Origin of the sequence: Mesorhizobium sp. M0618 (genome assembly GCF_040320765.1) — a bacterium.
Lineage (GTDB): Bacteria > Pseudomonadota > Alphaproteobacteria > Rhizobiales > Rhizobiaceae > Mesorhizobium.
The window spans coordinates 213127-230715 of the sequence record NZ_JAMYQH010000003.1 but is presented as its reverse complement, the minus strand read 5'-3'; the positions used below and the strand labels follow the sequence as shown (position 1 = coordinate 230715).

Sequence of the window (17589 nt, the reverse complement as noted above, 5' to 3'; positions counted from 1 at the left end):
TCCTAGATGATGAGCTTCAGCGCCGCTGCAGCAACCGCTTCGGACGTTATGTTGAAATGCCGGTAGAGGTCGGGGGCAGGGGCGCTGGCGCCGAAGCCGGTCATGCCGACGAAAGCACCGGTCTCGCCGATCCAGCGGTCCCAGCCCAGCCGGGCTGCCGCTTCGACCGCGACGCGCGGCGCCGAGCCGAGGACGGCCTTGCGGGTGGCGCTTTCCTGCTCCTCGAAAAGCTCCCAGCACGGCATCGACACGACGGCGGCGGCGACGCCATGCTCGGTCTCCAGCCTTTCGGCGGCAGCAACCGCGATCTCGACCTCCGAGCCGGTGGCGATCAGGGTGACGGCGCGGTGCTTTGACGGCTCGCGCAGGATGTAAGCGCCTTGGCAGGAGCGGTTCTCGTCGCTGTGCGACCGACGCAGCATCGGCAAGTTCTGGCGCGACAGCACCAGGACGCTCGGCCGATCCTTGCTCTTTAGCGCGAGTTCCCAGCACTCCGCCGTTTCGATGACATCCGCCGGGCGGAAGACGTTGAGATTAGGCGTGGCACGCAGCATCGCAAGGTGCTCGACCGGCTGGTGCGTCGGGCCGTCCTCGCCGAGGCCGATGGAATCGTGTGTCATCACATAGATGACGCGCTGGCCCATGAGCGCCGAGAGCCGCATCGCGCCGCGCGCATAATCGGCGAAGCACAGGAACGTACCGCCATAGGGCACGAAACCGCCATGCAGCGCGATGCCGTTCATGGCGGCCGCCATGCCGTGCTCACGAATGCCGTAGTGAATGTAGCGGCCGGCATAATCACCCGGCGCAATGCGGTTCATGCCCTTGGTGATCGTCAGATTTGAATGCGTCAGATCGGCCGAGCCGCCGACGGTCAATTCCGTTACGCCGTTGATGGCCTCCAGCGCCATTTCGGAGGCTTTTCGCGTCGCCACCTTGGTTGCCTTCTCGACATGTTCGCGACGAAAGGCGTCGAGCGCTTTGAAGACGGTGTCGGGCAGTTCGGCCGCGACGGCGCTCTCAAAAGCCTCGCGCCGCGGCGAGGCGGCAAGCCGCTGCTCCCAGGCGCGCCGCATCGCTTCGCCGCGACCGGCAATCTCGCGCCAGGCGAAAAGGATATCATTCGGCACATCGAACGGCGCGTGGGCCCAGCCGATGTTTTCGCGTGTCGCGGCGATCTCTGCTTCACCCAGCGGTGCGCCGTGCGTCTTCTCCGAACCGCCGAGATTGGGGGCACCCATGCCGATCACTGTGCGGCAGGCAATCAGCGATGGCCGATCCGACCGCCGCGCCGACTCGATTGCCGCGGCGACTGCCTCCATGTCGTGGCCGGCGACGCTTTGGACATCCCAGCCGGCGGCCTTGAAGCGCGCCGGCTGGTCCATCGACGTGGAGAGGGAGGTCGGCCCGTCAATGGAAATCGCATTGTCGTCCCAGAAGACGATCAGGCGGGAAAGCTTCAGGTGACCAGCGAGGTCTATCGCCTCGTGACTGATGCCCTCCTGAAGGCAGCCGTCGCCCGCAATCACATAGGTATGATGATCGACCAGATCGGTACCATAGCGGGCGGCAAGCATACGTTCCGCCAGCGCCATGCCGACCGCCGTGGAAATGCCCTGTCCGAGCGGTCCGGTGGTGGTCTCCACGCCAAGCGCATGGCCGTATTCCGGATGTCCGGCGGTGCGGCTGCCCAACTGCCGAAATCGCTGCAATTCCTCGATCTGCATGTCTTCATAGCCAAGCAGATGATGCAGCGCGTATTGCAGCATCGAGCCGTGGCCGGCTGAAAGCACGAAACGGTCACGGTCGGGCCAGCCCGGCCTCGACGGATCGATGTTGATGAAGCGGTTGAACAGCACCGTTGCGACATCGGCCATGCCCATCGGCATGCCAGGGTGACCCGAATTCGCCTTTTGGACGCTGTCCATCGCCAGCGCGCGAATGGCGTTCGCCATGTCGCGCTCCGAGACGGGAGCGGTTGTGGTGACGGGCTTCAGTGCTGTTTGGCTGGTCATTGCATCCTCCTCACGACACACGGCTCTTGCGTTCAGTCAATTGCAGAATGAGCGGCGTCAGGATCAGCTGCATGGCAAGATCGAGCTTGTTGCCTGGCACCACGATGGAATTTGGCCGCGACATGAACGAGTCGTGGATCATCGACAGCAGATACGGAAAATCGATGCCGCGCGGATTGGCGAAGCGGATAACCAGCATCGATTCGTCGGGCGTCGGAATCCAGCGCGCGATAAACGGGTTGGACGTATCGACGATCGGCACGCGCTGGAAGTTGATGGCGGTCTGCGAGAATTGCGGGACGATGTAGCGGACATAGTCGGGCATCCGGCGCAGGATCACGTCCATCACCGCCTCGGTGGAATAGCCGCGTGTCGAACGGTCGCGATGGATCTTCTGGATCCATTCGAGATTGATGACCGGCACGACGCCGATCTTGAGATCCGCATGCTTGGCCAAATTGATCGTGTCGGTGACGACACAGCCGTGCAGCCCCTCGTAAAAGAGCAGGTCGCTGGGAGCGAATTCGCGCCATTCGGTAAAGGTTCCCGGTGGCGTGCCGTGCTGCTTTTCCTCTTCCTCATCATGAATGTAGGTGCGGGTCTTGCCGGTTCCGCGGCGGCCATATTCCGCGAACACCTCTTCGAGAATTCCGAGTTCGTTGGCCGCGGCATTGAAATGGGTGAAGTTCGGGTTGCCGGCTATTTCCTCGTCGGCCACCTTTGCCTTCATCGCCGCGCGATCGTAGCGGTGGAAGGCGTCGCCTTCGATGAAAGCGGCCTCGATGTTCTCGCGCCGGAAAATCAGCTCGAAGATGCGCTTGACCGAGGTCGTGCCGGCGCCCGACGACCCGGTGATGGTGATGATGGGGTGCTTGGCTGACATGGTGCTGCTCAGGCTCTGAACAGGCCGCGGCGGCTGAACAGCGGCGCACGCTCACCGATGTTGCTCGGCTCTGTGTGGTAGCGGGTGATGCGCGCGACTTCCCGCGCCGACCCGAAGATCATCGGCACGCGCTGATGCAGGCTCTCGGGTTCGATTTCCAGGATACGGTTGATCGCATCGGTGGCGGCACCGCCAGCCTGTTCTATGAGATAGGCGATCGGGTTGGCCTCGTAGACGAGGCGCAGCCGTCCCTGACCATAGCCCTTGCGCCGATCGCCGGGGTAGAGAAAAACGCCGCCGCGCATCAATATGCGGTAACAGTCGGCAACCAGAGAGGCGATCCAGCGCATGTTGAAATCCTTCTCGCGCGGTCCTTCGGTGCCCTCCAGGCAGTCGTCTACATAGAGCCGCACGGCCTCGTCCCAGTGCCGGTAGTTGGCGGCGTTGATGGCGAACTCCTGAGTGCGTTGCGGAATGATCCGGCTTTCATAGGCCTGGACGAAGGTGCCGAGCCTTGTCGAGAAGACGAAGACATGCGTGCCGCTGCCGAGCGACAGGACGAGTGCCAGTTGCGGCCCATAGATGAAGAAACCGGCGCCTAGCTGGTTCACGCCCGCCTGCAAGAAAGAGGCGGCCGGATCAGGGTCCGGCGCGTCAGTTGCGGTCAGGAGCGAGAAGATCGTTCCGATCGACACGTTGGTGTCGATGTTGGAAGAGCCGTCGAGCGGGTCGATCGCGATGGCGAGTGGCGCTTGCCTGTCGAGCAGGACCGGCTGCTCCAGTTCCTCGGAGGCGTAAAGCGCGACCGGTGCGCGGCGCATGGCGTCGAGGAAGATGTCGTCGGAGAAGACGTCGAGATCCTTCTGGACGTCGCCGTCGGCATTGGCGCCACGGGTTTCGGCAAAGGCGGCGCCGAGCACCCCTTGGTTGATGGTGTTGCGGACCTTGATGGCGGCCTGTGTCAACTGACGGACGGTCGTCACAACTGCCGAGCGAAATTCGTCAGGCTGGCCGAGATAGGAGTTCAGAAAAGCGTCGAGCGTTGCCGCTGGCATCGTAACCTCCCGGTCGGGCCGCATTTCCTCGGAGCGGCTGGACTGGAGGAATGGAAACAAACGTCGCCAGATAAGTAAAATTCAATAACCTTACTTAACCAGTAAAAATAATTTAGTGTGCGGCATGAGAAACCTCACGCTTAAGCATTTCAAGACCGTCCAGGCAATCATCAAGTGCGGCAAAATTGTCAGCGCAGCCAAGATGTTAGGTCTGTCTCCTCCAGCGCTGACAATCCAGCTGCGGCAAGTGGAGGAAGAATTCCAGCTGGCTCTGTTCGACCGAACGTCGGACGGCATGCGTCCCACTGCCGCAGGTCGGGCTTTCGTCGAGACGGCGCAGGTTATCGAGGAGCATCTCGGTTTGCTCGAAGACAAGATGGATGCCATCAAGGGCGTACGCACCGGCAGCTTGAGGCTCGGCGTTGTTTCCACCGCCAAATATTTCGCGCCGCGGCTGATGGCTGCGTTCATGAAGGACCATCCCGACATCGACATGCGGCTTGCCATCGGCAACCGTGCCCAGACGATCGACAACCTCAGGAACCACGACATCGATATCGCGCTGATGGGGCGCCCGGCGAAGGAGGTTCCGGTGCGTGCTTCGGTCTTCGGCGATCACCCGCTGGTCATCATCGCGCCGCCCGACCATCCGTTGGTCGCGGCGCGCGATATCTCCAAGGAGCGCATCGCCGAGGAGCATTTCCTTATTCGCGAGCCCGGCTCCGGAACCCGCATCTCGTTGGAAATATTCCTGAGCGACGTGCCTGGGCGCATCGACGACCTCGGTGTCGAGATGGCCTCGAACGAAACGATCAAGCAGGCGGTGATGGCTGGTCTGGGCATCGCCTTCATCTCTGCCCACACCATCGCTGCGGAAACCGAAGCAGGCCGGCTCGTCATCCTCGACGTTGTCGGCATGCCGATCCGCCGGCAATGGTTCTCGGTGATGCGGACCGATCACGCAATCTCGCCGGCCATGGCCACGTTCAACGATTTCCTGATGCGCAAGGGCGCGATGTATCTGCCCCTTTTCGGAAAGCTGTATCCAGACAAGGCGGGATGACATTTTACGAACGCAACGGATGAAAGTCCGGTGGAGAACGCCCGCGATCGTTGGTGTTATATAAGCGATATGTTATGTTGCAGTGCGAAAGAGCGGGGGCCACGTCCTTTCACATCCGTAAGCGATCCGTATGTGCAACCCCTGCAGACTGTTCGGAAATCTCCCGGGTAGGGTTCGGGAATTCGATGGGGAAAAGGGGTAATGCTTTACACACTCGTTATGATGGTCTGCCTGACGGATGTACCGCGGACCTGCGAACAACGCGAACAAATGGTAGACGGTCTGGCGATGAATCCCGGGACTGCCTTCATGCAGGTGCAGCCGCTGGTGGCTCGGTGGATCGAGACGCATCCCGGTTATTTCGTGCAGCGCTGGCGTGTGCTGCCTGGCAGGGGGTCATGAGGCAGGCGCCAAGGTCTATTTCTTCACGACGAGCGTTTCCGAGACGGTCTTCGACAACTGGTAAAGCCGCTGCTCGATTATCGTGGGCACATCGCAGACATAAGTCAGCGACTGGACCCGTTCGGTGAAAATTCGCGTCGCGAAATTCAGCTGGTCGGTTCGCCGTTCGACTTCGTCCGGATCCGCATCGGCCTTGGCGCGCAGCGCGTCGACTTCGGATGCTTCCTTGCGCAACTGTGCCGCCATTTCGAGCTGTTTGTGCGCATAGCGGGAGATGCCGGAGATCACGTGCGAACGCTCGGCGTCCATATGGTCGAACATTCCCTGCACCAGCATCGTCATTTTTGGTGCGACCTGCTCGGCCGACAGGGAAGTCGCGAAATCCTTGATCTCTTTCTGGGCTTCGGCAATCGGCGTCCGCCGGGCCGCCACCGCCTCGACAAGCGCCGACACACGGGCATCCTTCGCCCAATCTTTCGCGGTCGCAGGAAGCTCCGGCCCATTCCAGATCTGGCCAAGCGAGAGCTGTGGCACCTTACGCTGCATGCAGGGCCAGTCGGGATCGGTGTTTGCCGCGCCGGCGCTCCCCATCGAGGCAAGCGTGGCGACCAGAACCAGAGTGTGAGCAAGCCTCATTCGCGCCATCAGGCGTTTCCTCCCATGTCCTGCTTGCGGATCACCAAACCGCGCGAAGGGTCGTATGCGATGATGGCGCCGCCCAGAAACAGCAGCGTGCAGCCGGCGACGACGCCCAGCGACAGCCATTCGATCTGCCCGTAGAAGGCAAAGCGGATCAGTTCGACGGCATAGGTGAACGGGTTGCAGAGGCAGATCTTGTAGAGCAGCGGGCTCGCCTCCTGGATGCGCCACAAGGGATAGAGCGCCGGAGACGCGAAATAGCCGGGAAAGATGACGAAGTTCATGATGCCGGCGAAGTTTTCGAGCTGCTTGATCAGCGAAGACAAGAGCATGCCGAGCGCGCAAAGCATCATGCCCGACAGGAACAGTGCCGGCAGCACGTAGAGGTAGCCGAGTGGCGGCGCCTTGACGCCCCACAACCAGGCAACGATCAGGAACGCGTAGACCTGCACGATCGATACGGCCACACCAGCGAGCATCTTCGACACCAGCAGGAACCAGCGCGGAAACGGGCTGACCAGCAGGATGCGCATGTTGCCCATCTCGCGGTCGTAGACCATCGACAGCGAAGACTGCATGCCGGAAAACAGCAGGATCATGCCGCAAAGGCCCGGTGTGATATAGACCTCGTAGAGCACATAGGTCTTGTAGGGCGGGATGATCGACACGCCGAGCACCTGGCGAAAGCCGGCGGCGAAGATGAACAGCCAGACGAGCGGCCGGACCAGCGAGGAAATGAAGCGTTCGCGCTGGTGCAGGAAGCGCAGGCACTCGCGCAGGACGACACCTTTCAGGCAAATGAGATAGTGGCGCAGGCCGAATGGCTCAGACCGCACCGGCATGATGCCGGCGAGCTTTCCGGGCATCGCTGGAGCGCTCATGGTGACGTCTCCACCATGCCCGCCGCATCGACGCGGCTGAGCTTCGAAAAGGTTTCACGAAGCGAATTTCCGCCGTTCGCACGGATCACATCCGACACCTTGCCGCTCGCGACCAGGTCACCTCGCCGCAGTATGACGACATGGTCGGGGTCTTCGACTTCGTCGATCAGATGCGTGGCCCAGAGCACGCCGATGCCCTCTGCCTGGACGAGCTTGCGGATGGTGGCGAGGATGCCCGCGCGGGACTCGATGTCGAGGCCGACGGTCGCCTCGTCAAGCAGGAGCAGGGAAGGTCGGTGAAGCAGCGCCCTGGCGATTTCGATGCGTCGCATCTGACCGCCGGAGAGGCTGCGTGCCTTGTCGTGCTGGCGGCCCTGCATGTCGACCGTTTCAAGCAGCGCGGCAATGCGCTGGCGAGCTTCGCGTCCGCCAATGCCATGCAGCGAGGCGTGGTAGGAGAGATTCTGGTAGACGCTGAGGTCGAGGTCGAGCGTGCGTGCCTGGAACACGATGCCGACCCGTCTGAGTGCTTCGCCGGACGCGCGGCGAATGTCATGGCCGAAGATGCGGATCGATCCGTGACGCGTGTCGTAGAGGTGGCTTATCAGTGAGAACAGCGTTGTCTTGCCGGCCCCGTTGAGGCCGAGCAGAACGGTGAAAGTCGCCGGCGCGATCGAGAAGGAGACGTCGTTGAGCGCCCGCTTCTGGCCATAGGAATGGCTGACGGCGCCGACATCGAGCGCCGCCACCTCTTCTCCCGGACCGTTTGTCCTCATATGCTGCATGCCGGGTCGCTCCTTCAGGACGCGTTGGCTATCTGGCGCCCTGGTCGCCTTTGTCTCACTTGATCGTAATCTTGCCCTTCAGTCCCTTGTCGGCAAGGTCGGGAACCGACCAGGTATATTCGCCCGGGCGAACGGTATGGAACTGCACCTGGATCGTTCCCGCGTCGTCGAATTCCAGCCAGGCTGGTCCGCCGTCCATATGCACTTCCAAATCGTTGATGACGATCTGGTCCATCCAGACATTGCGGAAGAGGTCGGTCACGAACTTGTATTCGAAACCGCCTTTGGAGGTGATCTTCCAGCGATAGCCCTGGCCGGCGATCAGCTCGAAGTCCTTCTGATTGACGGCATAGGTGGAATCGGCCGAACCGATAATCAATTCCGGCAGGTTCTTGCTGGCACGCGACGGTTTTGGCGTTGCATCGTCGGCGTTTGCTCCGATCGGAGCAAGGACAAATCCGGCGAGCGCGGCGAAGAAAAACCTGCGGCAAAGTTTCATGTCTTGAGCCTCCCGATGATCAATGTCTGCTATTGGGCGAAATGACCACACCCCAGGGCTGCTGGCCCACGGTGAGCGATTGGACCGGCTCGTCGGTGGCCGTGTCGATGAAGGTGATATCGTTGGAATTGCCATTCGTGGTGATCAGCGTTTTCTGGTCGGGCGTGAAGGCCAGATGCCAGACGCGCTGGCCGACGAGGATGTATTTCTCCACCTCGTAGGTATCGGTATTGATCACCGCGACATGGTTCGCCGGGCCGAGCGCGACATAGGCTTTCTTGCCATCGGCACTGATGGCGATGCCTACCGGCTGGATGGTTTCGGCCCGCAGTCCCTGAATCGCGAACTGGATCTTCTTCACCACTTCGCGTTTGGCGTTGTCGATGACGCTGACGGTGCCGCCAACCTCGGCGCTGACCCAGACCTGCGTGCCGTCGGGCTTGAAGTCGGCGAAGCGCGGGCGCGTGTCGACCAGCACGTTGTCGGTCACCTCATGCGTGCCGGTGTCGATGAAATGCGCCATGCTGGTGGTTTCCGAGGTGTTGACCATGGTCTTGCCATCGGGGCTGACACCCATGCCTTCCGGTTCCACGCCGACCGGAATCTCGGCCAGGACTTGCTTGCTTTCGACGTCGATGGCGGTGACGAGATTATCGTCCTCATTGGCGACATAAAGCGTCTTGCCGTCCGGCGAGAGCACGAACAATTCGGGATCGGGGCCGGATGGCAGCGTACCGACGATTTCAAGCGTCGCGGTATCGATGATCTGGACCGTATCGTCATCGCTGGCGCATAGGTAGACGAATTTGCCGTCATGCGAGATGGTGATGCCGCGAGGTCTCTGGCCGACTTCAACTGTCTTCACCACCTGCATCGTCGCCGTGTCGACGACGGTCATCGTGTTGTCCTTCTCGTTGGAAACGTAGGCCGTATAGGCCGATGCCGGACTGGCCGTCAGGCCGGCCGCGAGAATGGCGAATGCGCAAGCTCGTTTCTGCACGCAAATTCCTCCCGATTGACTCTACTTGAGAGCGCATTTCGTTTCCGGCTGATCGACACCGAGCGTGTCGAGTTCGGAGACCTGGTGAAGATAGCCCTCTTGTGGCGATGTCGAGACGACGGACTTGGTGTCGCCAAGCAGGATCGGCTGGCGAAGCTGGAGGTTCCATTTGCGGAAGGTCAGCTTCTGCCCCTTGAAAGCAGCAACCGAAAAATCGTCAGAGCGCATGTAGTCGCTGATCTTTTTCGCATCGTCGCCCTTGGTGCGCGTGGTGGCCTCGCCGACGGCACGCACCGCCGTCCAGGCCGACATGTCCTTGGAGAGCATCCGCCGGCTCGTCGTCTTCAGGAAGCGGCTCTGCATCTGGATGCCGCCCCATTGTTCGCTGGCGGGATGCCACGACGATGCAACCAGACCGGCCGTGCCGGCGACCAGCCGCGGCGTCCAGGTGCGATAGGGCACGTAGGTCCCGAAAACCTCGCTTTCGTCGGCGACAAGCACCACGTCATGCTCCGGGAGATCTTGCGTGAACACGGAAATCTGCTGCTGTATCTGCGTGGCGCCGGTGTCGGTGCGCCTGGCTGTGCCGGTATCCTTGAATTCCTTCTCGGCGACGATCTGGCCGCCGAAGCGGGTTGCCGCGCGGCGCAACGCATCGGCGTAGAGATGATCCTGCTTATGCGATCCATAGAGCAGCACCCAATTCGGCCACTTCTTTACCATGAGATACTGCGCCAGCGCATCGGCCAACATGCTGCGCGTCGGCGCGATATGGAAAACGTTGATGCGGCAGTCCTCCTCGCGAAGGCTGTCGTCGGTCGCGCCGACGTTGAAGATCAGCACGCCTTTTTCGCGGGCGATGTCGGCGATCGACAGCAATTGTTTGGCTGAAAGATCGGCGACCACATAGCGGTCGCCTTTGGCGATCATGTCCTCGAACGCCCGAACCGCGTCGCCTTCGGGTTTGATCTCGGTCACGTCGAGGCTGAATTTCTGGTTGGTGAACTTTCCCGTCGTATTGTTGTCGCCGATCGCCACCTCGGCGCCGGCGACACCTTCGTCACGTGGCGGCAGGTCGAGCATGGAAAGCGTCAATCGCGGTGCGTAGGCCCGCAAATAGCCTATTTTGATTTCAGTTGTCTTTTTTTCCGGCTTCGCCACCGTTTCCTGGCCTGTCGCGTCGGAAACGTTGACGGTCAGGGAAAAAAAGCACAAAAAGGCAGCGAGAGTGCCTGGCACCGCGCTCGTCATCGATAGTAATTACCCATTCTTGCGCAAAGGTTCGACTGTTGCCGGACCCGCGCCAAGTCAAGGTGCCCATGATCAACTTAGCCGACCCGCAAAATTTATCAAACCCTATCGGACGACTTTTCGCGCCTGCCAGAACGGTGCGGAAAGTCGCCAGCGTCGATTCGCGTGGCAACACCGACGAGACGTGGCGCAGGGGCATCGACCGCCTTTATAAAAACGTCTTGTCCTCCAAACTGGAGAAACTGTTCAAATGACCAGAATGCTGGCAAGCGTCACCGGAATCGAAGAGGCGGAGATCGCTCTTTCTGGAGGTGTCGATATCGTCGACCTGAAGGACCCGAAGGCGGGAGCCCTGGGCGCGGTGTCCACGGAAACCATGCGCCGAACCATTTCGTTCATCGCTGGTCGGGCTCCGGTCAGCGCGGTCTGCGGCGACCTGCCGATGGAGCCCGAAACGATCCGCATCAAGGCCGAAGAGATCGCGGCGACCGGCGTCGACTATGTGAAGATCGGATTTTTCCCTTCGGCAAATATCTCTGCCTGCGTAGAAGCGCTCGAACCGCTCGCTGCACGAACGAAGCTGATTGCCGTGCTGTTTGCCGATCTGGCGCCGGAGTTCGAGCTTCTGCCGATGTTCGCCAGGCATCGCTTCCATGGCGTGATGGTCGATACCGCGCAAAAGGGGAAGGGCCGGCTGCTCGATCATCTGCCGCCGGAGCGTATTCCGGGATTCGTCGATCGCACGAAATCGCTCGGTCTGATGGCAGGCCTGAGTGGATCGTTGGAAGCTCCGGATATTCCGCGCCTATTGCCTTTCGCTCCGGATTTTCTCGGCTTTCGGGGGGCGCTGTGTGGCCATTCCGGTCGCACGAGTTCGATCAGCGCCGAGGCGGTCTCGCAGATTCGAGAGTTGATCCCGACGGAATCCGGGACCGGCGGTCAATTGAGTATCGACTATCGCCTGTTGGCGGCGAGAGGCTATTCGCCGGACACCGACCCGACACTGGGCACGGACAGGATTTTTGTGCGGGATTTTGTTCTGCCGGTCCAGATCGGCGCCTACAGCTTCGAGCATGGCCATACTCAAAAAGTGCGCTTTGATGTGACCGCCGACGTGCTGCAAATCACCGACCATCCCGAGGACATGCGCCATGTATTCTCTTATGACATCATCATGGACGGCATTCGCACCATCGTCGCGCGAGGCCATATCCAGCTCAGCGAGGCTTTGGCCGAGCAGGTGGCAGCGCACGTGCTGGAGAACCAGCGGGTCGTGCGCGTTACGGTAAGGGTGGAAAAGCTCGAGCTCGGTCCTGGCGGTGTCGGCGTCGAGATCGAACGCAAGCGCCAATCGGCGGGACGCGGCGCTGCCTCCGGCACCGCTGGCCGAGAAGACCGAAGCGTTGTCTTCCGGCCGCGCCAGGAACGCCCCGAAATGCTCCGACGGGCCATCGTCAAGCTTGGCGGCAGCACGGCCCACGCGGCGGAGATGAAGAGCTGGATCGCAGCGCTGGCGGGTTCCCGGCTGCCGATCGTCATCGTGCCCGGCGGCGGGCTCTTTGCCGATCATGTGCGTGAGACGCAGACACGCATGGATTTTTCCGACACCGCCGCACATGCCATGGCGATCCTGGCCATGGAACAGTTCGGCCATGTCATCCTCGACCGGGACGAAAGGCTGACGCCGGCACGGTCGCTGGATGAGATCGGGCGAGCGTTGGAGGCGGGGAAGGTTCCGGTGTGGCTGCCGTCGTCACTGGCACTGCCGGCGCTGGATGTTCCGGCCTCCTGGGACATTACCTCCGATTCTCTGGCCGCCTGGCTTGCCGGTAAGCTTGGCGCAAACGCGCTGTTGCTTATCAAGCAGACCGGTGCATTCTTCGACAGCGATACCGCTGACAGCCTGAGGACCCGAGGCATTGTCGACCCAGGCTTTGCCGCCATGCTGCCTGACGGCGTCGATTTCCATCTCGCCGGTCCGAAGGATGCTGCCGAGGCCGGCGCGATGCTCGTGTTGGGCAAGCTGCCCGGCATCAGGATCGTGGCTTCTACAGGGTCGTCGGCAAAGAAGGCGGGATAGCCGATGGTGAAGCTGCATGTGCCGCGCTGGGCGTGGGTTTTGACGGGTTCCGGGCATTTTTTTACGGAGAGCTTCGCACTTGTTCGCCAACTCGAACATTGCGATGTCTTCGTGTCGAAGGCCGCCAACGAAGTGCTGCGTATGTACAAGCTCAAACTTGATTTCCCGGAGACGACGCGCGTGCTGCACGACAAGACCGCGAGCGCGATCCCGGTCGGCGAATTCTACCACGGTGTCTATCACACGGTCGTGGTGGCGCCGGCCACGTCCAACACGGTCGCCAAATGCGTGCATGGCATTTCCGACACGCTCGCCACCAATGTCTTTGCCCAAGCGGGAAAGTGCCGTGTGCCAGCCATCGTCTTTGCTTGCGACACCGCACCGGAACTCGAAACCCAGGCACCGCACGGGCTGGTCAAGGTCTATCCGCGCAGGATCGATCTGGAAAATACCGAGCAGTTGAAGAGTTTCGAGCGGACCCAGGTGGTCGAGTCGCTCGCTGATCTCGAAGCCTCGCTCACACGGCGACAGGCCGAACTCGCAAGCGATGGCTGAGCGGCTGGTTTTTCTTACCGGCCATCTGGCCAAGGCGCGGCTGGAACGGCTGCTGGCCGGGCTGGGCAGAACCGAATTCGCGTGGGAAATCGTCGACGTCGGCGTCAAGGTCGCCGCGCTGATGAGCGAGGACATTGTGAAGCGTCGGCTCACTCTGACAGGAGACGCCGACCGCGTCATCCTACCCGGACGCTATCGGGGAAACATCGAGCACCTGTCGGAGCATTTCGGCGTGCCTTTTGTGCGCGGCCCCGACGAGATCGCCGACCTTCCGGCCTTCCTTGGCCGGGCGGGCAAACCGCCGGATCTGACGCGTCACGATATGCGCATCTTCGCCGAGATCGTCGATGCGCCGATGCTGTCGGTCGAGGCACTGATGGCGAGGGCCTCGATGCTAGCTGCGGCCGGCGCCGATGTCATCGATCTGGGCTGCCTGCCGGAGACGCCGTTTCCATTGCTGGCGGAGGCTGTGCGAGCGCTCAAGGCACGGGGATTTATGGTCAGCGTCGATTCGGCCAGCGTGGACGAACTGACGATCGGGGCACGCGCCGGCGCGGACTATCTTCTCAGCCTCGATGAGAACACGCTGCCGTTGATCTTCGATCATAGGGCTACGGCAGTGTTGATACCTTCCACGCCTGGCGATCTGGATTCGCTCGGCCGGGCCATCGAAGCCGCGCAAAAGGCCGGTATCGCCTTCATTGCCGATCCCGTGCTCGACCCGATCCATTTCGGCTTCGCCGTTTCACTCGGGCGCTTCATCGAGGCGCGGCGCCGCTGGCCGGACGTCGAATTGCTGATGGGCACCGGCAATCTCACCGAATTGACCGACGCGGACAGTTCTGGTGTTACGGCCGTTCTAGCGGGACTCTGCTCGGAACTCCGGATCCGAAACGTGCTGGCGGTGCATGTCAGCCCACACACGGTGCGGACGATCGAGGAGCACGATATCGCCCGCCGCGTCATGTTGGCTGCTTGCACGGACGGCGCCTTGCCGCGCGGCTATCACCCAGGCCTGTTGCAGGTCCACGATCGCAAGCCTTTCACAGCCTCAACCGACGATATCGAGGCATTGGCGGTCCAGGTGCGCGATGCCAACTTCCGGATCGCGGTAGCGGAGGACGGCATCCATGTTTTCAATAGCAAAGGGCATGCAGTTGCCACGGATGCGTTCGAACTTTTTGCCGGGCTGGACGTCAACGCCGATGGCGCACACGCTTTTTACCTCGGCGCCGAACTGATGAAGGCCGAGATCGCCTGGCGCCTCGGCAAGCGTTATGTGCAGGACGAGCCGCTCGCATGGGGCGTTGCCGCGCCGGCTCCCGAAACCGACCGTACCCGTCTTGCCGAGCCGGGCAAGACGCTCCGCGCAAGGAAAGAGCGCTAGGACCATGCCCTACATTCGCGAATCGATCATCACGACGGTCAACAAGGCAGGCAACGTCCACATCGCGCCGATCGGCATCATCGCCGAGAATGACGGCTGGGTGATTGCGCCGTTCCGGCCGTCGGTCACGCTCGACAATCTCGCCGAAGTGCCGTTCGCCATCGCCAATTATACCGACGACGTGCGTGTCTTTGCCGGCTGCCTGACAGGCCGCAAGCATTGGCCAACTGTTCCGGTTGACGGGTTTCCGGTGCCGAGGCTCGAGGCCGCGCTGGCGTATTCGGGCCTCGAAGTCCAAGCGGTCGATGACAATGGCGTGCGCCCCCGCCATTTCTGCCGCGTGGTGCGGGAGGAAGCGCTTGCGCCGTTCACCGGCCTTAACCGAGCCAAGGCGGCGGTGCTTGAGCTGGCCATCCTGGTCAGCCGGCTCGGCATGCTGCCGCGCGACAAGATCGAGGCGGAAATCGCCTACCTTTCGATCGCCATCGAAAAGACAGCAGGCGACGGTGAAAAGGAAGCCTGGGGCTGGCTGATGCAGCGTGTCAGCGATCATTTGACCGCCAAAGGTTCCGGGAGCAAGGACGCGCGGGCTTAGGCCGAGCGCCGCATCCTGCTTACGACGGATATCCCGCCAAAAGCGCTACCGCGGAAGCGGGTGCCGCGCTGCTCGCTTGGCCGCGAACGGTGTCATCCGCGGGGATGATGTCGGCGAAATCGACGTAACTGCGTTCCATGCGTTGGGCCAGTCGCTTGATCTGCCAGCGACCGCTTCCGGCGCCGACGATCGGGACGTCCCGAGGCAGGGTTCCGGCAACCAGCGACGCTGCATCGTGCACTTTGCGCAGTTGCTGCTCGCTGAACCAGCGCGCGACTTCACCCCATTCCGGCGGGGTCAGGTCAGTGGCGTCGCGCCCGACCATGCGCGCCAGCCGCGCGATCGAGCCATCCACGGTCTTTTCCTTGCCGTCGGCGGGAGGGTGCCTGTCGTCGTCCTCGTCGAGCACGCCCAGGATGCGATGCGCGTCGGCGATCGAGGCGAAATACTCGTTCATCAGCGGCGTTAGCCTGCCATGGACGGGAGCCGACGAGGCTACGCCGAACAGGAATGTCCTGGTAAAGCCGGTATAGACCAATTCGCCGGTTAGAAGCCGTCCGGCGTCGGTGTAGCCGTCATTGGCCACGACGCCGTTCTTGATGGCAATGATATCGGTGGTGGTGGAGCCCATGTCGACGAACAGGGCATCGCCGGCGAGTTTTGCCACCAACAAGGCTGTCGCGTGCCAATTGGCGGAAGCCACATCGGCGGCTAGCTGCGCTGCCCGCTCAATCCCGACGAAACCGGATGGCCCAGCATAGACCAGCTTTTTGTCTGTGGGGAAATGGGTGGAAATCTGACCCAGCAGAGCCCCTACGCCGACATCGCGGGACGGAAAGATGTCCGACAGTTCGCCTGTCATGGTGAATGCGTTGAGATCCGCACCCGCGTAGATCGGAGCCGTTTCGTCGAGGGCTGAAGCCAGCTTGTGCAGCCCTTGCCAGAGCGGCGTTGCGATCGTTACCGCCTCGACGACGCGACCGTCTTGTGCGCGGGTCACCTTCAGATGTGCGCCGCCAATGTCGAAACCGGCAATGATGCCCTTTCTTTTTTCCACGCTTCAAGCTTTCATGACGGGGGCAATTGGTCGGTGAAAAAAGCGTTGCGTATCATTCCGGTTCTCGACCTGAAAGACGGCGTGGTGGTTCGCGCCCAGCAGGGAAAACGCGATCGCTACAGGCCGATCGTTACGCCGCTCAGCCGAAGCCCTGATGTCGTCGCGGTCGCTGAAGGACTGCGTGGGCTTTATCCTTTTTCGACCTTCTACATCGCGGATCTGGACGCTATCGAAGGCGGTGTGCCAAACAGCGACGCACTCGCCCGGCTGAGGACGATGGCGGAGCCGCCGGAACTTTGGGTCGATGCCGGTGTGGCCGACGAAAAGACACTTTTGGCGGCGCTTGCCGAACGCTCGCTGTCTCCTGTTTTGGGCTCTGAATCGCAGCGGGACGACATGTTGCTGCGGCGTTTTCGCGATCATCCCGATCTCATCCTGTCCCTTGATTTCGTCGGCGATAGTTTTTGCGGACCGCGTTCTCTTCTCGATGAGCCCGAGCTTTGGCCGCAAAAGGTGATTGTCATGACGCTGGCCAAGGTCGGTGCGGCCGCCGGTCCCGACTTCGGGCGGTTGCAGGAGGTCAAGGCCAAGGCCGGAAATCGCGCCGTCATCGCGGCCGGCGGCGTCCGAGATGAGACCGACATCAGCGCCTTGTCCGCGATGGGTGTCGCCGCGGCGCTGGTCGCAACCTCATTGCACAACGCTACGCTCACCCCCGGCCGCCTCGCGTCACTCGGCGCCTGACAATCGTCGCTCGTCAACTCCCGAAGGGCGAGCGCCCTTCGGGAGTTGACGTTTCAAAAGCCCAGAACCTTTTTCAGCCGGCGCAACAGACCATCCGTCTCAGAAGAGGGTTTTTCCTGTGCGGGGCTGTCTCTTGTCTAGGCTGCGAACGGATGCTTGACCTTGTCGCGCTGGGCCGTTGCTTCGGCGGCGGTCGGCGTTCCTGCAACGGCGCGCTGGATAGCTTCCTTTGTCGCCTCGTAATTGTATTTCTGGATCTTGGCGTCGTCCGCCGCGTCCCAATGGATGAATACCCCGACGCAGATGAACACGTCGTCCGCTTCGTTGGCCGGAATGGTCCCGTCCGCGACGCTGTCCTGCACGGCCTTTGCCACTGCGTGCTGCGCCGGGCCGAACATCTGGACCGCCTGCTTGGCGCCCTTGATCGTGACCTTGTTGAACATCACGGTGTTGGGTTTGCATTGAAGATTGGGCGCGATCACCGCCAAAAGCGAAGTAAAGCCGTCCTTGTTGTTGGTAAGCGCGTTGCAGAATGCCGTTTCGACCGCGCTCCCCCGCGGGCCGATGAGCAGGTCGACATGCGCGACTTCGTTGCCGTCTCCCACCAGCGATTCACCGACCATAACCTTTGAGATTTTTGCCATGCCAATTTCCTCCAAGACACAATTATGGTGTCCACGGACGCTGCAACCGAGCAG

General features: G+C 61.6%; 18 protein-coding genes. 7 read left to right on the top strand and 11 right to left on the bottom strand.

All coding sequences use genetic code 11. The features are described 5' to 3' along the window. Positions 1 to 2: 2 nt before the first annotated feature. The 3 genes from tkt to NKJ04_RS05170 are packed head-to-tail and all read right to left on the bottom strand — an operon-like array spanning position 3 to position 3953. Positions 3 to 2015: a transketolase gene (gene tkt / locus NKJ04_RS05180; protein WP_352673783.1), complete on the bottom strand. Its 2013-nt coding sequence runs from the start codon at positions 2013 to 2015 to the stop codon at positions 3 to 5. A 10-nt stretch (positions 2016 to 2025) separates the two neighbouring features. After that, positions 2026 to 2898 carry a phosphoribulokinase gene (locus NKJ04_RS05175; protein WP_352673781.1) on the bottom strand — a complete coding sequence of 291 codons (873 nt, stop codon included), beginning with the start codon at positions 2896 to 2898 and terminating at the stop codon, positions 2026 to 2028. Between the two features lie 8 nt (positions 2899 to 2906). Further along, positions 2907 to 3953: a class 1 fructose-bisphosphatase gene (locus NKJ04_RS05170; RefSeq protein ID WP_352673780.1), complete on the bottom strand. Its 1047-nt coding sequence runs from the start codon at positions 3951 to 3953 to the stop codon at positions 2907 to 2909. A 124-nt stretch (positions 3954 to 4077) separates the two neighbouring features. Here NKJ04_RS05170 and NKJ04_RS05165 point away from each other — a divergent pair, with 124 nt between their 5' ends. Together NKJ04_RS05165 and NKJ04_RS05160 are read left to right on the top strand one after the other, a co-directional pair. Then, positions 4078 to 5016 (top strand): LysR family transcriptional regulator, encoded by a 939-nt coding sequence (locus NKJ04_RS05165; RefSeq protein WP_127319312.1) that lies wholly within the window; start codon positions 4078 to 4080, stop codon positions 5014 to 5016. Between the two features lie 201 nt (positions 5017 to 5217). Further along, complete coding sequence (locus tag NKJ04_RS05160) at positions 5218 to 5418, top strand: hypothetical protein (RefSeq protein WP_352673778.1); 201 nt, start codon at positions 5218 to 5220, stop codon at positions 5416 to 5418. Between the two features lie 15 nt (positions 5419 to 5433). Here the strand turns inward: NKJ04_RS05160 and NKJ04_RS05155 are convergent, their stop codons facing one another. Genes NKJ04_RS05155 through NKJ04_RS05130 form a run of 6 tightly spaced genes read right to left on the bottom strand, consistent with a single transcriptional unit; the run spans position 5434 to position 10473 of the window. Continuing rightward, entirely contained in the window at positions 5434 to 6063 is a 630-nt protein-coding gene (locus tag NKJ04_RS05155) for a hypothetical protein (RefSeq protein WP_023810408.1), read from the bottom strand. Next, positions 6063 to 6899: a lanthanide ABC transporter permease protein PedC gene (locus NKJ04_RS05150; RefSeq protein WP_050580490.1), complete on the bottom strand. Its 837-nt coding sequence runs from the start codon at positions 6897 to 6899 to the stop codon at positions 6063 to 6065. The genes NKJ04_RS05155 and NKJ04_RS05150 overlap by 1 nt, the downstream gene beginning before the upstream one ends. 35 nt (positions 6900 to 6934) lie before the next feature. Continuing rightward, complete coding sequence (locus tag NKJ04_RS05145; protein ID WP_352673777.1) at positions 6935 to 7723, bottom strand: lanthanide ABC transporter ATP-binding protein PedB/LutE; 789 nt, start codon at positions 7721 to 7723, stop codon at positions 6935 to 6937. A gap of 55 nt (positions 7724 to 7778) precedes the next feature. After that, a complete protein-coding gene (locus tag NKJ04_RS05140) occupies positions 7779 to 8222 on the bottom strand; it encodes a hypothetical protein (RefSeq protein WP_127259695.1) in 444 nt (147 codons plus the stop codon). A gap of 19 nt (positions 8223 to 8241) precedes the next feature. Further along, on the bottom strand, positions 8242 to 9222 hold the full coding sequence (locus NKJ04_RS05135; RefSeq protein ID WP_352673775.1) for a YVTN family beta-propeller repeat protein: 981 nt from the start codon (positions 9220 to 9222) through the stop codon (positions 8242 to 8244). A 21-nt stretch (positions 9223 to 9243) separates the two neighbouring features. Then, a complete protein-coding gene (locus NKJ04_RS05130) occupies positions 9244 to 10473 on the bottom strand; it encodes a lanthanide ABC transporter ABC transporter substrate-binding protein PedA1 (RefSeq protein ID WP_128303322.1) in 1230 nt (409 codons plus the stop codon). A 250-nt stretch (positions 10474 to 10723) separates the two neighbouring features. Between NKJ04_RS05130 and NKJ04_RS05125 the strand changes: the two genes are divergently transcribed. Genes NKJ04_RS05125 through NKJ04_RS05110 form a run of 4 tightly spaced genes read left to right on the top strand, consistent with a single transcriptional unit; the run spans position 10724 to position 15090 of the window. After that, entirely contained in the window at positions 10724 to 12553 is a 1830-nt protein-coding gene (locus tag NKJ04_RS05125) for a (5-formylfuran-3-yl)methyl phosphate synthase (protein WP_352610614.1), read from the top strand. Positions 12554 to 12556: 3 nt separating this feature from the next. Beyond that, positions 12557 to 13108, top strand: coding sequence for a flavoprotein (locus NKJ04_RS05120; RefSeq protein WP_023810415.1), 552 nt, complete (start codon positions 12557 to 12559; stop codon positions 13106 to 13108). Continuing rightward, on the top strand, positions 13101 to 14495 hold the full coding sequence (locus NKJ04_RS05115; protein WP_352440194.1) for a DUF6513 domain-containing protein: 1395 nt from the start codon (positions 13101 to 13103) through the stop codon (positions 14493 to 14495). Before NKJ04_RS05120 ends, NKJ04_RS05115 begins: the two co-directional genes overlap by 8 nt. Positions 14496 to 14499: 4 nt before the next feature. Further along, positions 14500 to 15090, top strand: a complete 591-nt coding sequence (locus NKJ04_RS05110; protein ID WP_352552647.1) for a DUF447 domain-containing protein — start codon at positions 14500 to 14502, stop codon at positions 15088 to 15090. Positions 15091 to 15109: 19 nt separating this feature from the next. On the opposite strand, the gene NKJ04_RS05105 is transcribed toward NKJ04_RS05110, so the two are convergent. After that, entirely contained in the window at positions 15110 to 16147 is a 1038-nt protein-coding gene (locus NKJ04_RS05105; protein ID WP_352673772.1) for a hydantoinase/oxoprolinase family protein, read from the bottom strand. A gap of 33 nt (positions 16148 to 16180) precedes the next feature. Between NKJ04_RS05105 and NKJ04_RS05100 the strand changes: the two genes are divergently transcribed. Then, positions 16181 to 16891 carry a HisA/HisF-related TIM barrel protein gene (locus tag NKJ04_RS05100; RefSeq protein ID WP_128303328.1) on the top strand — a complete coding sequence of 237 codons (711 nt, stop codon included), beginning with the start codon at positions 16181 to 16183 and terminating at the stop codon, positions 16889 to 16891. Positions 16892 to 17028: 137 nt separating this feature from the next. On the opposite strand, the gene fae is transcribed toward NKJ04_RS05100, so the two are convergent. After that, a complete protein-coding gene (gene fae / locus NKJ04_RS05095; RefSeq protein WP_013532036.1) occupies positions 17029 to 17535 on the bottom strand; it encodes a formaldehyde-activating enzyme in 507 nt (168 codons plus the stop codon). Between the last annotated feature and the right edge of the window lie 54 nt (positions 17536 to 17589).